General features: G+C 62.1%; 23 protein-coding genes and 1 tRNA gene. 13 read left to right on the plus strand and 11 right to left on the minus strand.

The window, feature by feature from the left end; all coding sequences use genetic code 11:
* From ENJ54_01190 to ENJ54_01215, 6 genes are read left to right on the plus strand one after another with little or no spacing between them, the layout of a single operon-like run.
* Positions 1-1941, plus strand: coding sequence for a hypothetical protein (locus ENJ54_01190; GenBank protein ID HFC08458.1), 1941 nt, complete (start codon positions 1-3; stop codon positions 1939-1941).
* Positions 1938-3371, plus strand: coding sequence for a hypothetical protein (locus ENJ54_01195; GenBank protein HFC08459.1), 1434 nt, complete (start codon positions 1938-1940; stop codon positions 3369-3371). Before ENJ54_01190 ends, ENJ54_01195 begins: the two co-directional genes overlap by 4 nt.
* 10 nt (positions 3372-3381) lie before the next feature.
* Positions 3382-3693 (plus strand): hypothetical protein, encoded by a 312-nt coding sequence (locus tag ENJ54_01200; protein HFC08460.1) that lies wholly within the window; start codon positions 3382-3384, stop codon positions 3691-3693.
* On the plus strand, positions 3680-4204 hold the full coding sequence (locus tag ENJ54_01205) for a hypothetical protein (GenBank protein ID HFC08461.1): 525 nt from the start codon (positions 3680-3682) through the stop codon (positions 4202-4204). The genes ENJ54_01200 and ENJ54_01205 overlap by 14 nt, the downstream gene beginning before the upstream one ends.
* Positions 4205-4213: 9 nt before the next feature.
* Complete coding sequence (locus tag ENJ54_01210; GenBank protein HFC08462.1) at positions 4214-4552, plus strand: hypothetical protein; 339 nt, start codon at positions 4214-4216, stop codon at positions 4550-4552.
* A complete protein-coding gene (locus tag ENJ54_01215; protein HFC08463.1) occupies positions 4545-4826 on the plus strand; it encodes a hypothetical protein in 282 nt (93 codons plus the stop codon). The genes ENJ54_01210 and ENJ54_01215 overlap by 8 nt, the downstream gene beginning before the upstream one ends.
* Here the strand turns inward: ENJ54_01215 and ENJ54_01220 are convergent.
* The 6 genes from ENJ54_01220 to ENJ54_01245 form a co-directional block, all read right to left on the minus strand.
* A complete protein-coding gene (locus tag ENJ54_01220) occupies positions 4800-5792 on the minus strand; it encodes a hypothetical protein (GenBank protein ID HFC08464.1) in 993 nt (330 codons plus the stop codon). The genes ENJ54_01215 and ENJ54_01220 overlap by 27 nt on opposite strands.
* 34 nt (positions 5793-5826) lie before the next feature.
* A tRNA-Val gene (locus ENJ54_01225) sits at positions 5827-5900 on the minus strand.
* A gap of 33 nt (positions 5901-5933) precedes the next feature.
* Positions 5934-6806: an MBL fold metallo-hydrolase gene (locus ENJ54_01230; GenBank protein ID HFC08465.1), complete on the minus strand. Its 873-nt coding sequence runs from the start codon at positions 6804-6806 to the stop codon at positions 5934-5936.
* A 117-nt stretch (positions 6807-6923) separates the two neighbouring features.
* Positions 6924-8018 carry a peptidoglycan bridge formation glycyltransferase FemA/FemB family protein gene (locus tag ENJ54_01235; GenBank protein HFC08466.1) on the minus strand — a complete coding sequence of 365 codons (1095 nt, stop codon included), beginning with the start codon at positions 8016-8018 and terminating at the stop codon, positions 6924-6926.
* A 53-nt stretch (positions 8019-8071) separates the two neighbouring features.
* Positions 8072-8809, minus strand: coding sequence for a hypothetical protein (locus ENJ54_01240; GenBank protein ID HFC08467.1), 738 nt, complete (start codon positions 8807-8809; stop codon positions 8072-8074).
* A gap of 2 nt (positions 8810-8811) precedes the next feature.
* Positions 8812-9435 carry an SH3 domain-containing protein gene (locus ENJ54_01245; protein HFC08468.1) on the minus strand — a complete coding sequence of 208 codons (624 nt, stop codon included), beginning with the start codon at positions 9433-9435 and terminating at the stop codon, positions 8812-8814.
* Between ENJ54_01245 and ENJ54_01250 the strand changes: the two genes are divergently transcribed.
* Together ENJ54_01250 and ENJ54_01255 are read left to right on the plus strand one after the other, a co-directional pair.
* Positions 9241-10179: a histidine phosphatase family protein gene (locus ENJ54_01250; protein HFC08469.1), complete on the plus strand. Its 939-nt coding sequence runs from the start codon at positions 9241-9243 to the stop codon at positions 10177-10179. The two genes, ENJ54_01245 and ENJ54_01250, sit on opposite strands and share 195 nt — an antisense overlap.
* A 21-nt stretch (positions 10180-10200) precedes the next feature.
* Complete coding sequence (locus tag ENJ54_01255) at positions 10201-11238, plus strand: ketopantoate reductase family protein (protein ID HFC08470.1); 1038 nt, start codon at positions 10201-10203, stop codon at positions 11236-11238.
* 22 nt (positions 11239-11260) lie between these two features.
* Here ENJ54_01255 and ENJ54_01260 read toward each other — a convergent pair whose 3' ends face one another.
* From ENJ54_01260 to ENJ54_01280, 5 genes are all read right to left on the minus strand, one after another.
* Positions 11261-11842 (minus strand): thymidine kinase, encoded by a 582-nt coding sequence (locus ENJ54_01260; GenBank protein ID HFC08471.1) that lies wholly within the window; start codon positions 11840-11842, stop codon positions 11261-11263.
* A 51-nt stretch (positions 11843-11893) separates the two neighbouring features.
* Positions 11894-13408, minus strand: a complete 1515-nt coding sequence (locus tag ENJ54_01265) for a hypothetical protein (GenBank protein HFC08472.1) — start codon at positions 13406-13408, stop codon at positions 11894-11896.
* Between the two features lie 99 nt (positions 13409-13507).
* Complete coding sequence (locus ENJ54_01270; GenBank protein ID HFC08473.1) at positions 13508-13729, minus strand: DUF1540 domain-containing protein; 222 nt, start codon at positions 13727-13729, stop codon at positions 13508-13510.
* A gap of 29 nt (positions 13730-13758) precedes the next feature.
* Positions 13759-14202, minus strand: coding sequence for a vitamin K epoxide reductase family protein (locus tag ENJ54_01275; GenBank protein ID HFC08474.1), 444 nt, complete (start codon positions 14200-14202; stop codon positions 13759-13761).
* 30 nt (positions 14203-14232) lie between these two features.
* Positions 14233-16440 carry a bifunctional (p)ppGpp synthetase/guanosine-3',5'-bis(diphosphate) 3'-pyrophosphohydrolase gene (locus ENJ54_01280; GenBank protein ID HFC08475.1) on the minus strand — a complete coding sequence of 736 codons (2208 nt, stop codon included), beginning with the start codon at positions 16438-16440 and terminating at the stop codon, positions 14233-14235.
* An 87-nt stretch (positions 16441-16527) separates the two neighbouring features.
* On the opposite strand from ENJ54_01280, the gene ENJ54_01285 reads away from it, so the two are divergent.
* From ENJ54_01285 to ENJ54_01305, 5 genes are all read left to right on the plus strand, one after another.
* Entirely contained in the window at positions 16528-17307 is a 780-nt protein-coding gene (locus tag ENJ54_01285; protein HFC08476.1) for a hypothetical protein, read from the plus strand.
* Positions 17308-17310: 3 nt separating this feature from the next.
* Positions 17311-19122 carry a thioredoxin domain-containing protein gene (locus ENJ54_01290; GenBank protein ID HFC08477.1) on the plus strand — a complete coding sequence of 604 codons (1812 nt, stop codon included), beginning with the start codon at positions 17311-17313 and terminating at the stop codon, positions 19120-19122.
* A 95-nt stretch (positions 19123-19217) separates the two neighbouring features.
* Positions 19218-19859: a uridine kinase gene (locus tag ENJ54_01295; protein ID HFC08478.1), complete on the plus strand. Its 642-nt coding sequence runs from the start codon at positions 19218-19220 to the stop codon at positions 19857-19859.
* Complete coding sequence (locus ENJ54_01300) at positions 19856-20389, plus strand: DedA family protein (protein ID HFC08479.1); 534 nt, start codon at positions 19856-19858, stop codon at positions 20387-20389. The genes ENJ54_01295 and ENJ54_01300 overlap by 4 nt, the downstream gene beginning before the upstream one ends.
* 39 nt (positions 20390-20428) lie before the next feature.
* The gene (locus ENJ54_01305; protein HFC08480.1) at positions 20429-21784 is read left to right on the plus strand and encodes a M20/M25/M40 family metallo-hydrolase; all 1356 of its coding nucleotides are present in this window, start codon (positions 20429-20431) and stop codon (positions 21782-21784) included.
* The last annotated feature ends 5 nt before the right edge of the window (positions 21785-21789 follow it).

Here is a 21789-nt window from a genome sequence, read left to right on the forward strand (position 1 = left end):
ATGGCATCGTTAGCGAAAATCACCGTCCGGCTGGTTTCGGACATTACGGAGTTTGACCAAGGGTTGCAACGTGCTGAGACGAAAGCGAGCGCGTGGGCCTCGCGCGTCACAAAGATGGGCAAACGGCTGACAATGGCAGCAACGTTGCCGATTGCGGGCTTTTTGGGATATGCGCTGGATAAAGCATCTGACCTCTATGAGTCGGTAAATAAAGTGCAGGTGGTCTTCGGCGATGCGGCGGATGAGGTGCTACGATTTGCTGATAACTCCGCCTTGGGATTGGGAATGTCGCAACAAGAGGCCTTGGAAGCAGCGTCCACTTATGGCAACTTGTTCGAAAGCGTGGGGGTGATGCCATCTGCGGCGGAGAAGATGTCACTTTCGCTGGTGCAACTTGCTGCTGACCTGGCGTCGTTCAACAACCTTTCGCCAGAGGAAACCCTGGCCAAGCTCAAGAGCGGGTTGGTGGGTATGGCCATGCCGCTGCGGGACGTGGGCATCAACCTGAGCGCGGCGTTAGTGCAGCAGAAAGCACTGGACATGGGGTTAGCAAAGACGGCGAAAGACCTGACACCTGCAATGTTGATGCAGGCCCGCTACGCGCTCATTATGGAGCAAAGCAAAAATGCTCAGGGAGACTTTGCGCGCACCTCTATTGGCGTTGCCAACAGTATGCGCATCGTAAAAGCGCAGTTGGTCAATTTGGCGGCAGGGCTGGGAAAGGTATTGTTGCCGTATGCAATGAAAGCGCTCAATATTGCCAAGCGAGGATTGGCATGGTTAGATGCAATGAGCCCGCGCACGAAAACGCTTATTGTGGTGGCGTTAGGATTGGCAGCAGCATTGGGGCCATTACTGTGGATTTTGGGCTCATTCGTAGGGGCGCTTTCCAACCTTGGTGGCGTGGTTTCTGGCATTGGTGGGCTGTTGGGCAGTTCTTTCCTTTTGCCCATTTTGGCCATTGCCGGAGCGGTGGCCTTGTTGTATTTTGCATGGACGAATGATTGGGGAGGGATACAGGAAAAAGCGGCTGCGGCATGGGTGTTTCTGCAACCACTGCTGGCAAAGTTGGGCAATTTCCTGAAGAACACATTGGCAACAGCAGTGGCTTACTTCGCTTCGCTGTGGACAAACACGCTTTCTCCTGCACTCGCGGCGGTGGGTGGATATGTGAGCACCGTGTTGTGGCCTGTGTTGCAGCAAATGCTTACGTGGTCAGCGAACAATGCCGCTGGGCTGATCGGAATTTTCGCTGCAGTGTGGACGGGTGTATTGGCGCCGGCCCTAAAAATTGTATGGAAGGTGCTGGCCACTATTCTGTGGCCAATTGTCAAGACTGTTGCGAAATTCATAGGGGCCACATTTGTACTTGCAGTTCGCGTCCTGGCTGGTGTATTTCAACGCTATTTACTCCCAGGTATCACCAAGGTGGGTAACTGGATGGAAAAGCATCTTATGCCAATATTCAAAAAGGTGGCAGACTTCATCGGCACCAAATTGCAGCCGGTATGGGATGCGTTAGGATCTTCCATCCAGGAAATTGCAGATTTTATCGGTAGTGTAACCAGCAGACTGCAGGCGTTGGCAGACAAGTTGGCTAATCTGAAACTGCCCGATTGGCTGACACCAGGCAGCCCCACGCCGTGGGAAATCGGGCTGTGGGGCATCAACCGAGCGTTGCAAAAAGTGGCCAGTGTTGGTTTGCCTGAACTCAATGACGAACTGCGCGTGACGCACCGCATCAGTGCACCGCCGCTGGGCAGTTCGCTGACGGCAGGGGCGCGGGCGGCGCTGAGTGGAAACGCGGGAAGGCCGCGGACGGTGACGATTGTGGTGCCATATCAACCGACGGTGAGCCTGGCGGATGAAGCGGAACTGGAACGGGTGCTGGGGCCGTTTTTCGAGGAGAAACTGCGGCTGGCGTTAGGAGGCGCATCGTGACGCTGCCGAAATGGCATCTGCTGGTGGACTGGGATGGAGACGGCACCTTCGAGAGCGACGAAGGCGTTGCAGTGTTCCATGCTTCCATTGAGCGCGGCAAGCGGGATATTGTGCGGCATGACGGCAAGGGCTTCGAGCCGCCGCAAATTGGCAAAGGAACGTTGTTGCTGGTGGACAAAACCGGCAGGTATGACCCGTGGAACGCGGGTTCGCCAATTTACCCCAACTTTACGGCGAACAAGTCGTTCAAACTGCAGGTGGAGGTAGATGGCACGATTTACCCTGTGGTGCGGGGGCGGATTCAGAAAATCCGGCGGGATAGTGCAATGGGAGCGTCACCCGTGGTACGGCTGGACGTGACAGACGCGTGGGCAGACCTCAATGACGCTATCTATGTCGCGCCGCAGCGCAACATTTACCCAGGCGATGCAATGGGCATGATTCTCGACGCGGCGGGATGGGATGCAGCGCTGCGCGACATCGACCAGGGCGTCGATGAGCGAGCAGTCTGGTGGGCCTCCGGCGAAACGGCGCGAGCGGCGCTGCACGCGCTGGCCAGTAGCGACGGCGGCACATTGGCGCTGCGAGCCGATGGCACCATCCGATTTCGGGACAGGCACGCGGACGAAGAGAGTATCGGCACCCTTACGGATGCGGACATATTCCACGGCGTGCGCATTCCGTTGCCGTGGGACTCGGTGCGCACGCGCGTCGAGGTTACAGCGTACATGCCAAGCGACCTGGAGGGCGAGTTGTTCACCTATCGCGCTCCTGTGCCTGTGCAAGGCAAGACAACGAGCGAGGTGTTCATTTCGCCCCCGACGGGCACTTATATTGAGTCGGTAACCTCGGTGGTGTTTGGGGCATCGTATGATGCGGGCGGGGCGGAAGATGCCACAAGCGCGCTGGACGTAACGGCGGAAGTGCTCAGTGCAACACGCCTAAAACTTACGATTGTCAACAATGATACGGGGCAGGTGTATTTGCAATGGGCAACCATCAACGGAAGCGGGGTGCGGCTGACAGGCGTTACCAGTGAGGCCAGCAATGACACCGGTATTGCTCTGTATGGAGAACGCACCTTGAAGATCGATAATTTGTGGTTGCAGGATGTATTCGTAGCAAAAGATTTTGCCGACCACTATGCCTGGTGGTTAGGCGAGCCCTCGCCCGACAGGGCCTTGCTCTCGGTGGTGTTGCGCGGGAATGCTAAACAATTCCTGTGGGATGTGGGCGATGTGATCACCGCGGATTTGAACGTGTTGCCCGAGCCGCAGGCATACCGCATTATTCGGATGAAGCACCGCTGGCTCGACCGCGGCGGGGTGAAGGTTGAAACAGAGATGCTACTGGAGCCGAAATTCTCTTTCACGAATATGTACTGGTTTTTCCCCACGCAGTTGGGTGTCACGAGCCGATTTGGTTTTTGAGGAGGCTAATGTGCAACGGGCAACGATGGAAAGTTTGAAACAGCGGATGCGGGTGCAGTCGGCGCGGGACGTGTTCCGGCGGCTGGCGCGGTATACGCATCAGCGGATTGTAGACGAGATAGCCGCCGATGCACCAATTGCTGCTCAGCGCGATGGGGGGCGCTGGGTGGCAGTGTGCGAATGCGGCGGCGCTGAGGTGGTGGCTGGGCCGGACGCGCCGGATGATGAGCAGGTGTTCTTTTGCTGTTCGTGTGGGAATGCCAGTGTGGGGGGCAGGTGGCGACCGGTAGTTTATGAGGAGGTGCGTGATGCCGTTGAGTGATTGGCAGGGTGTGCCGTTGGTAACCACAGGAGATTTGTGGACGGCCGCGTTACATAACACGTACATCCGGGCAAACCAACAGGCGCTATATGACGGCGTCGCTGATCATGAGGCCGATACAAGCAATCCGCACCAGGTAACGCCGACACAAATCGGTGCCGCGACGCAAAGCGCGCTGGACGCGCACGAGGCCGATACCAATAATCCACACCAAGTAACTGCTGCTCAGGTTGGGGCGGCTCCAACAATAATTACGGGTACGGGGACGTGCTGGCGTTTCCCCGATGGGATGCAGATATGTTGGTACTACGGCCTATACGTTGGTGCAGGTGGAAGCGCTACGTGGGCGTTTCCCGCGGCATTCTCCGGCTCGCCTACCGTTCTGGTTACAGGGCATCGTTCGTTGATGAATAACTATCTCGACCCACAAAGTGCTACGTCGGCGACGATTTACAATACCTCGTCTACGGGACGCAACGCCCATATATTGGCAATCGGCAACTGGACGTAGGAGGCTGCGATGAGTATCTATTTTGAGAAATTCCCTCAGGCTGGACTACAGGATGCCGCGCTCGGTTACACGTGGAGCGGGCGGGTACTGACCGCCACGCTGTACCACGTGGAGCGCGGCGATGATGGCGCGATTGCCAGCCAAACCGCCGTTGCCAGCGAGGACTTTGATTTTTCCAGCCTCGCCGCTGGCGAAGTGGCACGGGTTGAGCCGCAAGTGTTGCCGGTCAACCCAGTAGTGCGCGCCGAGTGTGACGCCAACGGCGACCTGCATGCGCGGGTTGTGAATTGGTATGACCCGCGGTATGAGAACGCACCGGAAACGCAAACGGAGGTGCTGAATGGCTAAACGATTGCATACCCCAAAGGCGCATCAGCCCAAGCCCCAGCAGCCGCGTAAGCGGCCTCGCCCGCGCGGGTGGCATGATTGGATAGAAGAGAAGCGGCGTGAGGCTGAGAGCGGCAAGCGCTCCCACGGACGTGCAGTGGTGCATGTTGTAAAGGAGCCACTGCCGCAGCAGAAATATAACCGCGCGAAATGGCGGAAAATGACCGTGGCCGAGCGTGTGGATGCGATTGCGGAGCGATTGGGGCTGTTAGAGCCGCCAGCGGTCGACGGGTGAGGCGCGGCGGTGGGCAGTTTTGACATCGGCCTGGGCGATTTCCAAATAGCGCTCCACCATCGTTAGCGTGCGGTGTCCAAGAATGCGCTGTAGGGTGAACACGTCGCCGTTGTTGCGTAGGTATTCAATTGCAAAGGTATGCCTGAAACGGTGGGGGTGAACATTAGGCACGCTGGCGCGTTCACCCAAGCGGTTGAGAAGTTGACGGAGGCCATGCCGGTCAAGGGCGTGGTCTTCGGTTTTGTCTACGAAGAGAGAGAGGCTATCGGGGTCAGGGTCTTCTTTGGTGTCGGTACGGCTGGCGATGTAATGCCACAGGGCACGGCGGGTGCGGTTGCCGATAGGAAGCACGCGGGCACGTGATTTTTCGCCGGAGCCGTAGGGGCGGATGATGATTTCGCCGTTGTCCAGATCCACATCGCCGAGGGTAAGGCGAGCGGCTTCGGAAATGCGGATGCCGGTATCAAGGAGCAAGAGGATGAGAGCACGGTCACGCTTAGCAGTGGAGCGCGGCATAGTGAACGAGCGGCGGTGCTGAGTATTGGCGGGGGCGGTGCGGCTGCAAGCGTCCAGCAGTTTGCTGATTTCCTCATGGGTGAGGGGGTGGATGACGCGGTTGGCGCTTTTGGGAGCGGGGATGGCAAGAGAGGGGTTGAGAATGTTGAACTCAGACGCCGCCCAGCGAAAGAAGGAGCGGATGCCCGTCCAGAAGCGGCGAACGCTGGACGAGGCGTGCGACTGCCCCCAGTAGGCGAGGAAGGCCTGCAGGTCGGCGGTGGTAATGGCGGTAACATCGGGGTCGTTGAGATACTCGGCAAGGCGGCGGATGGTGTATTTGTGCAGTTGCACGGTATGAGGAGAGCGACCGGCGGCGAGCATATAGATTTCAAACCCTTTGGTTGCTTCTGTTAAATGCATAGAGATGCGCTCCCTGGTTGAGGGGGGTGCGGCTACCTCGGAGCGCATCTCTTGGTTGGGACAGGGGAAAGTGTTGCTAAAATGGGCGGGACAGGACTCGAACCTGCGACCTCTTCCTTGTAAGGGAAGCGCTCTAACCAGCTGAGCTACCCGCCCCAACAGGACTTGATTATACCGCAGCGGCGCTTTTCAGAAAAGCGCTTCTTCGGTTTTGGGCGAGGTCAGCGGGGCTTTGCCGTAAAACTGCCGGTATAGTGCCCGCAGGTTGCGCCGGTGAAGTTCCGGTGCCAGGCCACCCAGCAAAATGTGGCTCTTGCCACAGTCGTCAACCTCCAGTTTATCCAGATAATCGCCGGCATACTTGCGCCGCGCCGCCTGCCGCACTTCCTTCCGAATGCACGCCAGGTAATCCAGATGCTCTTTGAGGGTTTCCTTGATTTCACCCCGCAAGATGATGTCGCCGTGGCCGGGAATGATGTTTTCTAACCGCATCTTGCCCACCCGGCGCAGGCTTTCCACCAGTGCCTCATAATCGCCATCCACCAGATAAGGAATGGGCATAATCGCATCGCCAGAGAACAAAATGCGGTCGGGCTCTACCAAAATTCCCATGCCGTCGGGGCTGTGGCCGGGCAAGGGAATCATCCGCAACACCTTCTTCCCCACTTTCAGGCTCATTTCGCCCTCCGTCACCACTATTTGCGGCGGCACCAGTTTGATTTGCCGGTAAGCCGCCGAGGTGCGCTGGGCTTCCTCCAGCGCGGGCAGCCCCTTGGAAAGCATCAGGCGGCGGCACAGCGCGTGGGAAATCACCGTCGCGCCGGGGAAAAAGACATTGCCCCAACTGTGGTCGGCATGATAGTGGGTATTGAAAATGTAGCGCACGGGCAGTTGGACGTGCTCTTCAACAAAATCACGCAGCGCCAGGGTTTCGGCAGGCAGCGCCAGGGTATCGATCAAAACCGCCCACTTGGGACCGACCACCAACCCCGCCGTCACCTGAGCATAACGCTCGCTTTGGAAGTAATAGACGTTGTCTGCGACGCGTTCATACTGGAACATAACCCCTCCTGTGGCGGCTTATTCTGCCGAGTGATGCGTTGCGGCAAGGATAGCACAAAGCGGAAAGGCTGTCAAAAAACGCGACATAAACAAAGACATCAGGGGGAAAAGCAAACGTCAGGCGTTGCGGCGCAGCGTCCACGCCCGCAGCCGGCGGGTGACCGCCAGCACCCGCGGCAGCGCCTGGCTATACGCCGCGTAGAACGCCCGCCGGGCCGGGTAATCCCACGCGCCCAAAGTGCGGACCACCCTGGCCCCAAACCCTCGTTTGAAGCGGAACACCCCCCACATCGGATCGGTCGGCGCGAACTCGTCGGGCGCGCCCCAAAAGTCATACTCCCGGCAGCCCGCGGCCTTCGCCCGCCGAATGGCTTCCCACTGCAAGGCATACGTGGGCATTTTGTTGCGATGCCGGCCCGTGGACATGCCATAAAAGTAGTAAGCCCTTCCAGCAAAGCGAAACACCACCACCGCGGCAACCGGTTCGCCTTCCACCTCGGCAATCAACGGTTCGGCCATGTTGGCCTGCATCAAAGTCTGCCACACCGCGAAGTAATAATCTCGCGAGCGGATGATGAAGCCATCGCGCGCTGCCGTTTCGGCATACATGCGATAGAGCAAGGGCAAATCGTCCTCGCGGCCCACCCGCACGCGCACGCCCTTGCGGAACGCGAGGCGAATGTTGTAGCGGGTCTTCTGCTTCATCGCGGCGAGCAATTCGTCTTCAGTGGGGCGCAAGTCGAGCAATACGGTGTTGCGGAACTGCACCTGCTCTGAAGAAAAGCGCCAGCCGCGACGCTGCAATGCCGTGCGCACCGCGGCGCCAAGGGGCGCTTCTTGCGCATCCGGCTCGCCCGGCACGCCGGCACCCACCACCACATCAGGGTCCACTTTGAGGAAAATCGCCCCGCTGCGGCGAGCATACGCCTGCAAATCATCCAGCACGCGCGTGCGCAGCGCCTCGTCTTCCCACGAAACCAGCAACGGCCCCTTGGGCGCATACAGCACGCCCCACGGCAGCGGGGAAGGCAAACGACGGCGCAGCAACAACGCCGCGGCCACCACTTGCCCTGCGGCATCGCGCCACACAAAAGGCTCGGGTCGCCAGCCATAACGCGCTTTGATGCTGGCCCATTCGCGTGTGTGCAAAATGTGCGCGTGAGGGAAGGCCAGAATGGTCTCGTTCCAGGTGGTGAGGTCAGCAGGTTGCATGGTGAAAATTCCGCCTGGGGTCGGCGCGTGACCGCGGATTGGAGCGGCTCAGCCTACTTTGCCATCCAAATGACCCACAGCGCGCCCAGCATCAAAAAAGGCCCATAAGGAATGTAGGCATCCAGCCGCCAGCGACGCCAGCGCAACAGGCCATAAAGCAAAAACAGCAGGCTGAAAGCCCCTCCCAGCAGCACCGCAAAGGTCAGCCCCGCCCACACGCCGGGCCAACCCAACAGTAAGCCTAATCCCCCCATGAGGGTTACATCGCCGAAGCCCAAGGCTGGCTCTTCGGGCGGAGGCTCACCCGCGCGACGCGCCTTCCACAGCGCATAAGCATTGCCCAGGAAGAAAAGCGCCAGCATCACCCCTGCCCCGGCTGCACCACCCAGCAGCGTCGCCAGCCAGCCGTGCCGCCAGACGCCCAGCCCCAGGCCCAACAGCGCCCCTGCACCGCTCACCGAATGCAAGATCAGGCGATGCTCCACATCCATCACAATGACGATCAGGGCATACATCACCAACGCCCACATCGCCCAAAAGCCCCACTTGGGCGGCGAAAGCCACAAGGCTGCACCAGCCGCCACCGCCAGCGCCAGCACCACGCCATGCCGCCAGCGCCGCCGTCCACAATGCAGGCAAGGCTGCCACCAACGCCAATACGCCGCCGCTGGAAGCGCCTCGCCGCACAAAAAACAAACCGGCCTGGCCGTGTTGCGCGGCAAAACGTCGGCGAGATAGTTCACCATCCCGCCCGCCAAGAGGCTCAACAACACCACGCCCGCCAACGCCATCTTTACCGCCTCTGCCAGAACGACACGGCCATGCCAAACATCCCCAGGGCCAGCAAGCCGATGATCACCAACGCGCTGGGGAAGCGGGTCGTCGCAGGCACGCTATCCACAAACGTGGGCACGGCCAACGGCGGCGGGGCGGTAAACGTAGGCAACCGCGTCGGCGGCACATCCACCAAAAACTGCGCTGCCAGCGTGGGGTCCACGGTGGGGGTCACCTTAGGCGTGGGGGTCGGCGGCGGCTCAACAATTGGCACGTCGCCGCCTTCCAGCCGCACGACATAGGCATACACCCAGCCCGTGCCATCGGGTGAGCCGGGGTACACAATCTTGATCCACTCACCCGCGGGGGTGCGCCCAATCGCAGGCACGCGCTCCCCCACCACCAAAATGCCGATAATCGGCCAGCGGCTGCTGGGGCCAGCGCGCACATGCACCTGCGGGTTGCCCCCGCCCAACACCACCACCGTGGGGCCGGTGGGCGTGCCCGTCACCGTAGGCATGGGCGTGGGATTAGCGGCCTGGCACGCGGCCTGCCCGGCTGCCGCGTGCCAGCCCGCCCACAACAAGGCCATTGCCAGCACCGCGACAACCCAAAACGCTTGCTTTCGCTTCACTTCCATCATGGCGGCGATTATAACACCGCCGCCGCACAAGGCAAAGTTGTGTTATCATCTGGAAAACCAACCTCTCCCCACTTTGCGAGCCTTCTCATGACACCACGGCCACGCCACATTTCCCCTCCCAAATACCTCTTCGTGCTGCTGCGTCACGGCGAATCGGAAGGCAACGCCCGCAACGTGCACCAGGGGCAGGCCGACTTCCCCCTGACCGAAGCCGGGCGCGAGCAAGCGCGCCGCCTGGCCCAGGCCTGGGCTGCAAAAGGCGTCACCTTCGACGGCATCATCGCCAGCCCGCTGAAGCGCGCCGCGGAGACGGCACGCATTGTAGCCGAGGCGCTGGGCTTCCCCAGCGAGGCCATCGTCTACGATGCAATATGGAAAGAACGCGACAAAGGCGTTTTCACCGGCCAGCCCTTCCACCAAACTGCGGCCAGCCCGGCCTCGCTTTACCACCCGGTGGGCGAAACCGGTGAAAGCATTTGGGAAGTGTATCAGCGCGCCACCGAAGCCCTGCGACGGCTGCTGGCCAACCCGCCGGGGCGCTACCTGGTGGTCTCGCACGGCGGCATCACCAACCTGGTCATCCATGCCATCCTGGGCATTCCACCCCAGCCCTACCCGCATACGCCGAGTTTCCGCTTCCCCAACGCCGGCTACATCGTCTTCTCTTACCGCCCCGAACCCCACCGCTGGCACATCCTCGGCCTGTGCCACCGCCCCGAAGAGGGCGAATTCCCCTGCGTATAGCCCCCTCACCCGAGCCACCTTATGCGCTACCTCATCATCGGTGCAGGCGCCATCGGCACCTATTTAGGCGTCAACCTGGCCCATGCAGGGCAGGAAGTCACCTTCCTTGCCCGACCTGCCACCGCGGCGCACCTGCGGGCGCACGGCCTGAGCCTGACCACCGCGGAGGGCGAAGTTCGACGCATCGCTGCCCCCCAGGTAGCGGCATCGCCTGCCGAGGCGCTGGAAAACAGCCGCTACGACGCCGCCCTGCTGGCGCTGAAAACCTACCACACCCCCGCTTTCCTGGAAAGCATCGCGCCGTGGCGGGCGCAATTCCCGCCGGTAGTTTGCCTGCAAAACGGTGTGGAAGCCGAAGCCGTGCTGGCGGCATTCCTGGGGGAAGGCCAGGTGCTCGCGGGCACCGTAACCACCGCGGTGGCGCGCCGCGCGGCCGGGCAGGCCACGGTCGAGCGGCCGCGCGGGGTAGGGTTGACCGCCAACCACCCGCTGGCCGAGCCCTTGGCCGCGGCGCTGCAAGCCGCCGGGGTAGCAACACGGCTTTACCCCAACGGCGCGGCGATGAAATGGTCAAAACTGCTCACCAACCTGCTGGGCAACGCCACTTCCGCCATTCTGGATATGCCCCCCGCAGAAATTTTCGCCCACCCTGACCTTGCCCATCTGGAAACCGCCCAACTGCGGGAAGCCCTGGCCGTGATGGCAGCGCTTGGGCTGCCGGTGGTAGACCTTCCCGGCGTTTCGGTGCGTCGGCTGGCGTGGGCCATCCGGTGGCTGCCCCAATTGCTGCTGCAACCCTTATTGCAAAAAGCCGTGGGCAGCGGGCGGGGCGGCAAAATGCCTTCCTTCCACATTGACCTGCACGGCGGGCGCGGTCAAACCGAGGTAGACGCGCTCAACGGCGCCGTCGTCCGTTATGGCAAGCGTTTGGGCATCCCTACCCCCGTCAACCGCACCCTCACCGAAACGCTGCAAGCCCTCACCCAGGGGGAATTAGCGCTGGAGGCGTTTCGTCATAAGCCGGAAGCCCTGCTGCGGCGCGTCGCCGCGCAGCCGTGACCCCCTTCTTGCCCTTGCTGGTTTATGCCTCAGGCCGCCCTGGCACTTCGTGGTGGGCGCGGCAGCGGGCTTCGTACATCTCCGAGGCCCCCACAATGACCACGGGGTCGTCGTAACGCGCCGGCTTCCCGTTGATCAACCGCTGGGAGCGGCTGGCGGGGAAACCGCAAACCACACAAATGGCTTGCAACTTATCCACCTGGTCGGCCTGGGCCAACAAAGCCGGCATGGGGCCAAAGGGTTCGCCGCGGAAGTCCATATCCAACCCGGCCACGATGACACGCACGCCCCGGTCGGCCAAACGCTGCACAATGGCGGTGATTTTCTCGGAAAAGAACTGCGCCTCGTCAATGCCCACCACCGTGGTGTCGTCCTTCAAATGCTGCTCTAACGCTTCAATATCGTTCAGGGGGATGGCCTCGAAAACGCCGCCCGCGTGGGAAGCCACCGCGGTTTTGGCATAGCGGTTATCGAGGGCAGGCTTGAACACCTGCACTTTCTGCCTGGCAATCACCGCCCGGCGCAATCGGCGGATGAGTTCTTCCGTTTTACCGCTGAACATGGGGCCTGCAATCACTTCCAACCTGCCTTGCAAATGTCGCATGAGTCCCTCCAGAAAATTTTTGATGTTTCAGCGTGTCCCCCGCCCGCTCCGTCATGCCAACGCGGCGACCACCTCGTCGAGCGGCACAATGCGGGCTTCACCCTGGCGGGGTTTGACCTCCGCGCCGCCCTGTTTCAAACTGCGCTTGCTCACCGTCACCCGCACCGGCAGGCCGATGAGGTCGGCATCGGTAAACTTGACGCCGGGGCTGGCCTTGCGGTCGTCGTAAAGCACCGGGAAACCGGCAGCGCGCAGGTCGCGGTAAAGGGTTTCCGCGGCCTCCTCCCCGCCCCGCAGGGCAATCAAATGCACGGCATAAGGGGCCAGCGCGGGGGGCCAGGCCAGGCCATCGGGCTGGCTGTGGGCGCTGGCCAGGGCAGCGATCGCGGCCTCGCCATCTACCCGGGCAGCCGCCACACCCAGGGGCGCCGTTTTACCCTCGGGGGTGAGGTAAACAGCAGCGGTTTCCAGCCTCTGGGAAGCCGTGACCACCCAGGCGGCGGCGGATTCCAGGGGCGCGCCGCACTGCGGGCAGGGGTCGCCCGCCGCGGCAGCGGCAATGTCGGCCACCAGGTCGGCGGTGAAATCGCGGCCGTAGTTCACGCCAGTCAGGTGGTAGCCTTCCCGATTGGCACCAGCCACCAGGTTCGGGCTGTGAGGAATGAGATCATCGACGACCACCAGCGCGCCGCGCACCCCCACCGGCGAAGCATAGCCGGGCACCGCCCCGACGGCGCGAATTTCGTCGTCGGTTGCGGGGGCCAGCCCATCCACACCCAGCAAGTAAGCCAACTTGGGCAGAGAAACCTGCATATCGCCGCGCACGACGGCGAAAACCAGGCGCGGGGTGGCTTCCTGGGTGTGCAGGAAGACCGCTTTGGCCGTGCGGCTTTCGGGCACGCCGAGGAAGTCGGCTAAAGCGCGGATGGTGTTGGCGTGCGGGGTGGCGACGGGGGTCAACGAAGCCAGCGGTTCGGGCTCTGGGGCAGGCTTGGCGCGGCGCGCCCACGCCACGGGGGCTTCGTAGCCACAGCGAGGGCAGCGCAAGGTCGGCTCGCCGCCCCGCGCGGCAGGCGCGAGGCCCAGGGTTGCCGGGCCAGCCAAGGCTGCCGGGCCTTCCCCCGCGTGCAACGGCAGCCCCAACGGCCGCAACGCCGCTTCCCAGCGCTCGCGCACCGCCTGGGCGGTTTCCAGCGCGGCTTCAGGTGTTGCACCCAGCGCCAGGACGGTGAGGCTGTGAGGGCCGCGCCAGAGCAGCACACGCGGCAACTGGCGGTAGGAAGCCACATGGGCTTCCAGCAGCGCGGTGAGGGCGTCCGGCAAACGCCGCGGCCAGGGAAAGGCCGGCGCGACCAGGTCAACTTCCTGCCGCAAGGCTACTTCTTCCATCGCGGCTTCCAGGTGCCGGAAAAGCCGATTTTGCAACGCCATGCCCAACGGCAACCACAAACGCGCCTGGTCGGTCTCATGCCAGTAAGCCGCCCGCAACAGCCAATGGCGGCCATCTTCCGGCGGGTAGCGCCCTGCCTGGCGCTGGCTTTGCCCAAAAAGTTCACTCAAACGCATGAGGCTTCACCTCTCATCGGTCGGCGCTGCGCCACTTCGAGAAAGGGCAGAAAACCCCGCGCGAAGGGCGCGGGGTTCCCCAAAGGGATTCAACGCCATTTACAGGTCGTCGTCTTCCCACAAATCGTCGTCGTCCAGGAAGTCATCGTCGTCCAACAAGTCGTCGTCTTCCAGCAGGTCGTCGTCCCAGGCTTCCAGCACCTCAGCGACGGGCTTATAAGTCAGGCACCCTTGATCGGGGTCGATTTCCACCTCCGAGGCGGTGCAATAGTGGCCGTCCAAAAAGGCGCAATCCTCGTAGGCACAACGAATGCGGGGCATCTAACGCCACCTCCTGAAAGAAAATCGGCTCATTGCGGCGGGGCCTCGTTGAGCAGGCGAATGATAGCCAAAACCAGCAAAAAAAGCAAGATTGTGGCCGAAAGCAAGCAGTAAGGGCAAAAAGCGTGGATCACTTCGGCTTCCAGGTAAGTGAGGTAAGCCGAATAGAGCACGCCCGCGAAAATCAGGCCAAACTCGGCCAGCGTGCCGTAGGCCTCGCCCAGCGGATGGCGGCGTTCCAGCCACAGCAAGGCCAAAATGGCGAGATAGGTCAGCGCGCCCAAAAGGGCAATCGGCACGCCGTGAATTTCGGCATAGGGGCTGGTGTTGACGGTGTAGCAATCGCCCACACCGGCGCACATGGCTTCGTGATGGGTGAATTTGAGGATGGTGAGGTAAGTGGCGTCGGCCAGGCCGAGCAGCGCCAGCACCACCGAGGCCCAATAGGTTTTCGTGGCGGGTCGGGCTTGCATGGGAACACCTCCGTTGCAGGGGATGAAGGCTCACCCCGCCCGCTTGCGGGAAGCCTCCAGCACGTTGGGCAGGTTTTCCAGCCGGTTGAGCACCCGGCTGAGATGCGCGATGTCGCGCACGCTGAGCACCAGGTCGACGATGGTTTCGCCGTCGTGCTCTTTCACTTCCACGCGCACGCTCTCGATGTTGACGCCTTCGTCGGCAATCACCATCGTAATATCTTTCATCAGGCCGCCGCGGTCGTAAGCGCGAATACGCACCGGCACCGCATACGATTGGGTTGGCGTGCCCCAGGAAACCTGCACCAACCGGCCTTTGTCTCGCACCCGCAAGATGTTGGGGCAATCCTGACGGTGGATCACCGCGCCACGGCCACGGGTGATGTACCCCACGATGGGGTCGCCCGGCGCCGGATGGCAACAACGCGCCATGTGAATCAGCATCCCCCGCAGCCCCATGATGGTCACCTCATCCTTTCCGGTTTCCCGGTGAATGGGGTGGGCTGCCAGGTAATGCTTCTCCGTGGCCTTTTCCACCTCGGCCAGGCGGTTGATGACCCGGTTGAGCGAAACGTCGCCACATCCCACACCAACGTACAGGTCGTCGACGCTGCGGTAGCCGAAATAGGTTGCCAGCGATTGCAAATCGACGTTTTCCAGGCCAAGGCGCTTGAATTCCTTTTCCAACGCCGCCCGGCCGTGAGCCAGGTTTTGCTCACGTGCCTGCTTTTTGAACCACTGGCGGATTTTAGCCCGGGCGCGCTGGGTTTTCACCAGTTCCAGATGCGGGTTGAGCCAGTCGCGGCTGGGGCCGCCTCGCCGTGCAGTGAGAATTTCGACCTGATCGCCGGTCTTCAGTTTGTAACTCAGGGGCACCAGTTTGCCGTTGACCTTGGCGCCGCGGCAGCGATGGCCGATTTCGGTGTGAATGTGGTAGGCGAAATCAATGGGGGTTGCCCCGGCAGGCAGGTCGAGGATGTCGCCGCGCGGCGTGAAAACATAGATGCGGTCGTCGAACACATCGGTCTTCATGCCGTCCATGAATTCCGACGCGTCGGAAACATCTTGCTGCCACTCCATCAACTGCCGCAACCAGTTGATCTTGCGCTCAAACGCCTCATCCAGCCGCTCATCACCCTCTTTGTAACGCCAGTGGGCCGCAATGCCATATTCCGCATTGCGGTGCATCTCCTGCGTGCGAATTTGAACTTCCAGAATTTTGCCGTCTTCGAACAACACGGCGGTATGGAGCGACTGGTAGGAATTGTCTTTGGGGTTGGCAATGTAATCGTCGAACTCGCCGGGGATGGGCTTCCAATGCGTGTGCACCACCCCCAGGACATGGTAGCAGGTGGGGACGTCATCCACAATCACCCGCACGCCGCGAATATCGCGCAGCGCCTCAAAAGGCAGCCCCTTGCGCTGCATTTTACGGTAGATGGAATAAATGTGCTTCGGGCGTCCTGAAACCCGGGCCTGAATGCCGGCCTCGGCCAGCACCTCTTGGATGCGCGCCACGGCTCGTTGGAGTTCTTTTTCCCGCACGGTGCGGCGCTCGGCCAGTTTGCGCGCGATCTCTTTGTAAGCCTCGGGGTTGACATAGCGAAAACCGCGATCTTCCAGTTCCCACTTGATTTGCCAGATACCCAGGCGGTTGGCAAGGGGGGCGAAAATATCCAGCGTTTGGCGGGCAATGCGGCGCTGCTTGGCGGGTGGCAGGGCCGAAAGCGTGCGCATGTTGTGCAGGCGATCGGCCAGTTTGATGATCACCACCCGAATATCCTTGCTCATGGCCAAAAAGGTCTTACGCAGCGATTCGTTGGTCAGTTCCCGCTTACGCTGGCGCTCGGTAGCGTGGTCGTCGGCAGGCTCTTCGGCCTCGGGGTGCTGCTCGGCGGTGCCGTCGGCACGAGAGACGCGCGGCAGGGAAACCAGTTTGGTCACGCCATCGACCAGCGAAGCCACCTCCTCGCCAAAATCGCGGCGGATGTCTTCCAGGGTCAGGTCGGTGTCTTCAACGGTATCATGCAAAAGCCCCGCCGCGACAACAACGGGGGGCATCCGCAACTCAGCCAGAATATCGGCAACGGCAAGGCAATGCTGGATATACGGCTCACCCGAAGCACGCTTCTGCCCCTCGTGGGCACGCTCGGCCACCCGATAGGCTCGCGCCACAAGTTCGCGATCGGCAACGGTGTAATAAGCAGGCAAGTGTTCCAGCAACTGTTCAATCTTCATGGCATCGTTTTCAAAAGTCGGAAAGCAACGGCGGCGTCGAGAAGGTATTATAGCGCATTTCCTCCCCCCCGATGTTATAATCTCCCCATGCCCGATGTCCTCGGTTTTCAGGTGCAGCGCTACCACATCCAGACCCCGGTATACCAGGGGCCGCTGGACCTGCTGCTGCAGTTGATCGCCCGCGCCGAACTGGACATCACCAAAATTGCCCTCGCCCAAATCACCGACCAGTACCTGGCCTACCTGGAGCAGATGGAGGAACGCTCACCGGAAGAAGTCTCCGCCTTCCTGGTGATTGCCGCCAAACTGGTGCAGATCAAATCTGAAGCCCTGCTCCCACGCCCGCCGGAACGCGAAGAGGCAGAAGAAGACCCCGGGGAAGCCTTAGTTCAGCAATTGAAAGCCTACCGCCGTTTCAAACAGGCTGCCCAATGGCTGGCAGAGCGTCATGCGGCCGGCTGGCACGCTTTCGTACGGCTGACCACGCCGCCACCCGCGGCGCCGCCTCAAATCGACCTGCACGGCTACACCGTGGAAGACGTGGCAGCCGCGGCACGCGGCGCTTTCCAGTTGCGCCACCGTGAACCGCTCGGCCGCGTGATTCGCGCCCCCAAAATCACCATCCGGCAGAAAATTCGCACCATCATCCAGGCCCTCGCCCAACGCGGGCAGGCGACCTTTTCAGCCTTGCTCGGGCACCAGCCCACCCGACTGGAAGCCGTGGTCACCTTCCTTGCCCTGCTGGAACTGGTCAAACAACGGCTGGTGCAGACCCGGCAAGCCACTCTTTTCGGCGAAATCGAAATCCTGCCGGCTGCCGAAAACCTCTCTACCGAAATCGACATCGCCTCGGAGTTCGGAGAATAGCCCATGCCCCACCATCATCACAAAGGCCAGACCTTCGACACCGCCTATTACGCCGAGCGCGCCGCCGACGCCATCGCCTGGCAACCGTGGAACGAAGCCACCCTCCGCAAAGCCCGGCAACGCGGCAAACTCATCTTTTTGAACATCGGCTATACCGGCTGTTACTGGTGCGAGCGCATGGCCTCCGAAGTCTTCCGCCACCCCGTCGGCGTGGCCTACATTCACCGTTATTTCGTGCCCGTCACCCTCGACCGCGCCCAGCGCCCCGACATCGCCAACGCCTTCATGCAGGTGGTGGCTGCCATGACCGGCAAAGCCGGCTGGCCGCTCACCGTCATCCTCACCCCCGAAGGGAAGCCCTTTCACGGCGGCACTTACTTCTCTTTCGAAACCGAAGTACCCGGCAGCCCCAGCCTGCACCAATTGCTGCGGGAAGCCCTCGAAGCCTGGGAAAAGGACCGCGAACGGGTCGAAGACACCGCCAACGAAATGGCCCGCCAAATGCATGAAGGGATGCTCCCCCTGCTGGAAGCCCCGCTGCCGCAGCCGGATGACGTCTCAGCAGCGGCACTCACCGCCATCGAAGCCACCTACGAACCCCACAGCGGCGGCTTCGACCAGGGGCCGAAATTCCCCCGCCCGCTGCTGCTGCTCTGGCTGCTGCGCCTGGCCGAAAAAGGGCACGACCGCGCCGGCGAAATGGCGCTCGCCACCCTCGTCGGCATGGCACGCGGCGGCATTTACGACGTCCTCGGCGGCGGCTTCCACGAATATGCCCGCGACGCGGCCTGGCGGGAGCCCTGTTTCGAAAAAAGCCTGCCCACCAATGCCCTCTTAGGGTTGGCCTACGCGCGGGCTTACCGCCTTACAGGGCAGGCAGCCTTCCGCCGCATTGCCACCAGCACCTTCGATTACATCCTCGAGAACCTCCGCCTTCCCAACGGCTTGCTGGTCAACGGGCAGGGCAGCGAAAGCCTCCAGCGCGGCGACCGCGGGGCCTATTACCTCTGGACGGCGGAAGAAGTCCGCGCGGCGCTGCCGCCGGAAGAAGCCGAAGCCCTGATTGCCGCCTACGATCTCGGCAACGCCCCGGCCACCCTGCAGCGCGTGCTGAGCGACGAAGCGCTGGCCGAGCGCGTCGGCATCACCACCGCCGAGGCGGCTGAGCGCCTCACCGCCGCCAAAGCCCATCTGCAGGAAGCCCGCCAGCGCCGCACGCCCCCCATCACCGACACCACCGTCACCACCGTGTGGCACGCCCTTGCCACCCGTGCCCTGGCCGAAGCCACCCACTTGCTGGAGGCACCGCGCTACGCCGAAGCCGCCGCTCAAGGCGGGGCAGCCTTGCTGGCCCACCTGCGCACCGCCGACGGCCTGGCGCGCAACTGGTACGAAGGCCGCGCCACCGGCACCGCCCTGCTGGAAGACCACGCCGCCACGGCCCTTGCCATGCTCGCTCTGCACCGCCTCGACGCCCCGCTGCCGCCAGACAATCACCCCTGGCTATACGAAGCCGCCCAATGCCTCGAAACCCTCACCCACCGCTTTGCCGCCGACTGGGGTTATTACGACACCGACGCCGAGCGCCATTTCGCCCCCTTCGGCCGCACACAAGAAATCGTCGACGGCGTGACTCCCAGCAGCAACGCGCTCGCCGTGACCCTGCTGCTGGAATTTTCCGCCGCCACCGACCAGCCTGCCTTCCAGAACCTGGCAGCAGCCATGCTCTCGCGCCTGGCCCCGGCTATGGCGAAATATCCCACGGCCTTCCCCCAGTGGCTCATCGCTTACCACGGGCTGGAAAACCAGTCCTGAGCAGCAGCCCCTTGCCGCGCGCGCAGCCTGCAGCGCGGAAAACACGGCTTCCGCTTTCAATGCCCAAACGGCCACCCCCAAAATTGTGAACTGTCATGCCTTCTCAACATCCGCCTCTCATCATCGGCGTCGCCGGCGGCACCGGCTCAGGCAAAACCACCGTCGCCCGCGTCATTCTGGAACGCGTGGGCGAAGAACACATCGCCTACCTGCCCCACGACGCCTATTACAAAGATAACAGTCACCTGCCACCCGCCGAGCGCGCCAAAATCAACTACGACCACCCCGACTCGCTGGAAACCACCCTGCTCATCGAGCACCTCAAGCGCCTGCGAGATGGCTTCCCCATTGAACGGCCGGTCTACGACTTTACCACCCACAGCCGCACTGCCGAAACCGTCACCGTGCAGCCTCACCCTATCATCATGGTGGAAGGCATTTTGATTTTCGCCGAGCCGGAATTGCGCAAACTCTTCGACGTCAAAATCTTCGTTGATACCGACGCCGACATCCGCTTCATCCGCCGGCTGGTGCGCGACATCGAAGAGCGCGGCCGCACCATGACCTCGGTGGTGGAACAATACCTCAAAACGGTGCGCCCCATGCATCTGGAATTCGTGGAGCCGTCGAAACGGTATGCCGACGTCATCATTCCCGAAGGCGGGTTGAACAGCGTGGCAATGGACATGGTGGTCGCGCGCATCGAATCGCTGCTGCGCGAGCGGGGGCTGGGGTGAAGCGCGCCCGCGAAGTCTGGCGCCGCTGGGGAGCCAGCGCCGTCGGGCTCACGCTGGTTACGGCGCTCAGCCTCTTGCTTTACACCCACCGCGCGACCATTGTCCGCTTTCAAGCCTACGGCTACCCCGGCCTGTTCCTCTTCGCCCTGCTCACCAGCGCCAGCGTGGTTCTGCCCATGCCCGGGCTGGTGTTGCCTTATGTGCTCGGTGCAGTGCTCAACCCGTGGGGCGTTGCACTGGCCGCGGGCACTGGCGCCGCCCTCGGGGAACTTACCGGCTACCTCGCCGGATGGAGCGGCACCGCCATCATCGCCGACACCCGGCGCTATGCCCGGGTGCGCGGCTGGATGGAGCGTTATGGCGCACTGACCGTTTTCTTGCTGGCTTACCTTCCCCTCCCCCTGATGGACTTTGCCGGGATCGCCGCCGGCGCGACCCGGATGCCAATTTCCCGTTTCCTCTTCTGGTGCTGGCTGGGTAAAGTGTGCAAAATGCTCACCGTCGCCTTCCTGGGCGCCAAAATGCTATAACTTTCCCTGCCCGCCGCCCCCCTGACTTCCGAGGCAACCATGAACCCCATTGACCACTACCTGGAAACCCACCTGGACGAAAGCATTGCCGAACTCAGCCGCTTCTGTGCCCAACCCAGCGTCGCCGCGCAAAACTGGGGCATTACCGAAGCCGCCGAAATGACGGCCGAAATGCTCCGCCGCCGCGGCTTCCGGGTCGAAATCATCCCCACGGGCGGTTCGCCGGTGGTCTATGCCGAGCGGGAAGGCCGCAACCGAGACCGCACCCTGCTGTTTTACAACCACTACGACGTGCAACCGCCCGAACCGCTGGAATTGTGGGAAAGCCCGCCCTTCGAACCCACCCTGCGCGACGGCAAGCTCTACGCCCGCGGCGTGAGCGACGACAAAGGGCAACTCGTCAGCCGCCTGTTCGCCCTCGACGCCGTGCTGGCGACCGAAGGGGAACTGCCCTGTAACGTCAAATTCGTCATCGAAGGCGAAGAAGAAGTCAGCAGCGTGCATCTGGAAGAGGCCATTCGCAGCCATGCCGAGAAATTTGCCGCCGACGCCTGCATTTGGGAATTCGGCGGCGTGGGGCAAAACGACGAACCGCACCAGGTCATGGGCATGCGCGGCATCTGCTATGTGGAACTCTCGGCAAAAACGGCTGAGGTCGACACCCACTCAGGCCTTACAGGCGGCATCTTCCCTAATGCGGCCTGGCGCTTAGTGTGGGCGCTCAACTCCCTCAAAGGCAGCGACGAGCGCGTGCGCATCGCAGGCTTTTACGACCCCGTCGTGCCCCCCACCCCGCGCGACCTGGAACTGTTGGCCGCCTTGCCCGATCCTTCCGAAGCCTACAAACAAAGCGCCGGGGTCAAGACCTTCATCAAGGGCGTCCAAGGCGGCGTGGCGCTGTGGAAAGCCGCCCTCTTCGACCCCACCTGCACCATCTGCGGCCTGACCGCGGGCTACCAAGGGCCCGGAAGCAAAACCGTGCTGCCGGCACGCGCGACGGCCAAAGTCGATTTCCGCCTGGTGCCCAACCAGACCCCCGACGAAGTGCTCCGCCTGCTGCGCGCCCACCTGGACGCCCACGGGTTCAACGACATTGAAATCACCTGCCTGGGCGGCGAACATCCGGTTAAAATGGGCCCCGACGACCCCTTCATCAACCTGGTGGTGGAAGCCGCCCGCCCCGTCTATGGCGTGCCGCAGCAGAAAATCCCCCTCAGCGGCGGCTCCGGCCCCGGATGGGTATTCCACCACTACCTCGGCGTGCCCATCGCCACCGCCGGTATCGCCTACCCCGGAAGCAACATCCACGCCCCCAACGAAAACATCCGCATCGACCTGTACCTCAAAGGCGCACGCCACATCGCCCGCGTGGTGCAGGCCTTTGGGCGCTCGTAACCCTT

This window comes from Chloroflexota bacterium (assembly GCA_011322445.1).
In the GTDB taxonomy this organism is placed as follows: Bacteria; Chloroflexota; Anaerolineae; order Anaerolineales; family DRMV01; genus DRMV01.

Excerpts from the sequence above, each read along its gene's own strand:
- ENJ54_01190 (HFC08458.1), top strand. The coding sequence starts at position 1 with ATGGCATCGTTAGCGAAAATCACCGTCCGGCTGGTTTCGGACATTACG.
- ENJ54_01205 (HFC08461.1), top strand. The coding sequence starts at position 3,680 with ATGCCGTTGAGTGATTGGCAGGGTGTGCCGTTGGTAACCACAGGAGAT.
- ENJ54_01210 (HFC08462.1), top strand. The coding sequence starts at position 4,214 with ATGAGTATCTATTTTGAGAAATTCCCTCAGGCTGGACTACAGGATGCC.
- ENJ54_01215 (HFC08463.1), top strand. The coding sequence starts at position 4,545 with ATGGCTAAACGATTGCATACCCCAAAGGCGCATCAGCCCAAGCCCCAG.
- ENJ54_01220 (HFC08464.1), bottom strand. The coding sequence starts at position 5,792 with ATGCGCTCCGAGGTAGCCGCACCCCCCTCAACCAGGGAGCGCATCTCT.
- ENJ54_01230 (HFC08465.1), bottom strand. The coding sequence starts at position 6,806 with ATGTTCCAGTATGAACGCGTCGCAGACAACGTCTATTACTTCCAAAGC.
- ENJ54_01235 (HFC08466.1), bottom strand. The coding sequence starts at position 8,018 with ATGCAACCTGCTGACCTCACCACCTGGAACGAGACCATTCTGGCCTTC.
- ENJ54_01240 (HFC08467.1), bottom strand. The coding sequence starts at position 8,809 with ATGGCGTTGGCGGGCGTGGTGTTGTTGAGCCTCTTGGCGGGCGGGATG.
- ENJ54_01250 (HFC08469.1), top strand. The coding sequence starts at position 9,241 with ATGCACCTGCGGGTTGCCCCCGCCCAACACCACCACCGTGGGGCCGGT.
- ENJ54_01245 (HFC08468.1), bottom strand. The coding sequence starts at position 9,435 with ATGATGGAAGTGAAGCGAAAGCAAGCGTTTTGGGTTGTCGCGGTGCTG.
- ENJ54_01255 (HFC08470.1), top strand. The coding sequence starts at position 10,201 with ATGCGCTACCTCATCATCGGTGCAGGCGCCATCGGCACCTATTTAGGC.
- ENJ54_01260 (HFC08471.1), bottom strand. The coding sequence starts at position 11,842 with ATGCGACATTTGCAAGGCAGGTTGGAAGTGATTGCAGGCCCCATGTTC.
- ENJ54_01265 (HFC08472.1), bottom strand. The coding sequence starts at position 13,408 with ATGCGTTTGAGTGAACTTTTTGGGCAAAGCCAGCGCCAGGCAGGGCGC.
- ENJ54_01270 (HFC08473.1), bottom strand. The coding sequence starts at position 13,729 with ATGCCCCGCATTCGTTGTGCCTACGAGGATTGCGCCTTTTTGGACGGC.
- ENJ54_01275 (HFC08474.1), bottom strand. The coding sequence starts at position 14,202 with ATGCAAGCCCGACCCGCCACGAAAACCTATTGGGCCTCGGTGGTGCTG.
- ENJ54_01280 (HFC08475.1), bottom strand. The coding sequence starts at position 16,440 with ATGAAGATTGAACAGTTGCTGGAACACTTGCCTGCTTATTACACCGTT.
- ENJ54_01285 (HFC08476.1), top strand. The coding sequence starts at position 16,528 with ATGCCCGATGTCCTCGGTTTTCAGGTGCAGCGCTACCACATCCAGACC.
- ENJ54_01290 (HFC08477.1), top strand. The coding sequence starts at position 17,311 with ATGCCCCACCATCATCACAAAGGCCAGACCTTCGACACCGCCTATTAC.
- ENJ54_01295 (HFC08478.1), top strand. The coding sequence starts at position 19,218 with ATGCCTTCTCAACATCCGCCTCTCATCATCGGCGTCGCCGGCGGCACC.
- ENJ54_01305 (HFC08480.1), top strand. The coding sequence starts at position 20,429 with ATGAACCCCATTGACCACTACCTGGAAACCCACCTGGACGAAAGCATT.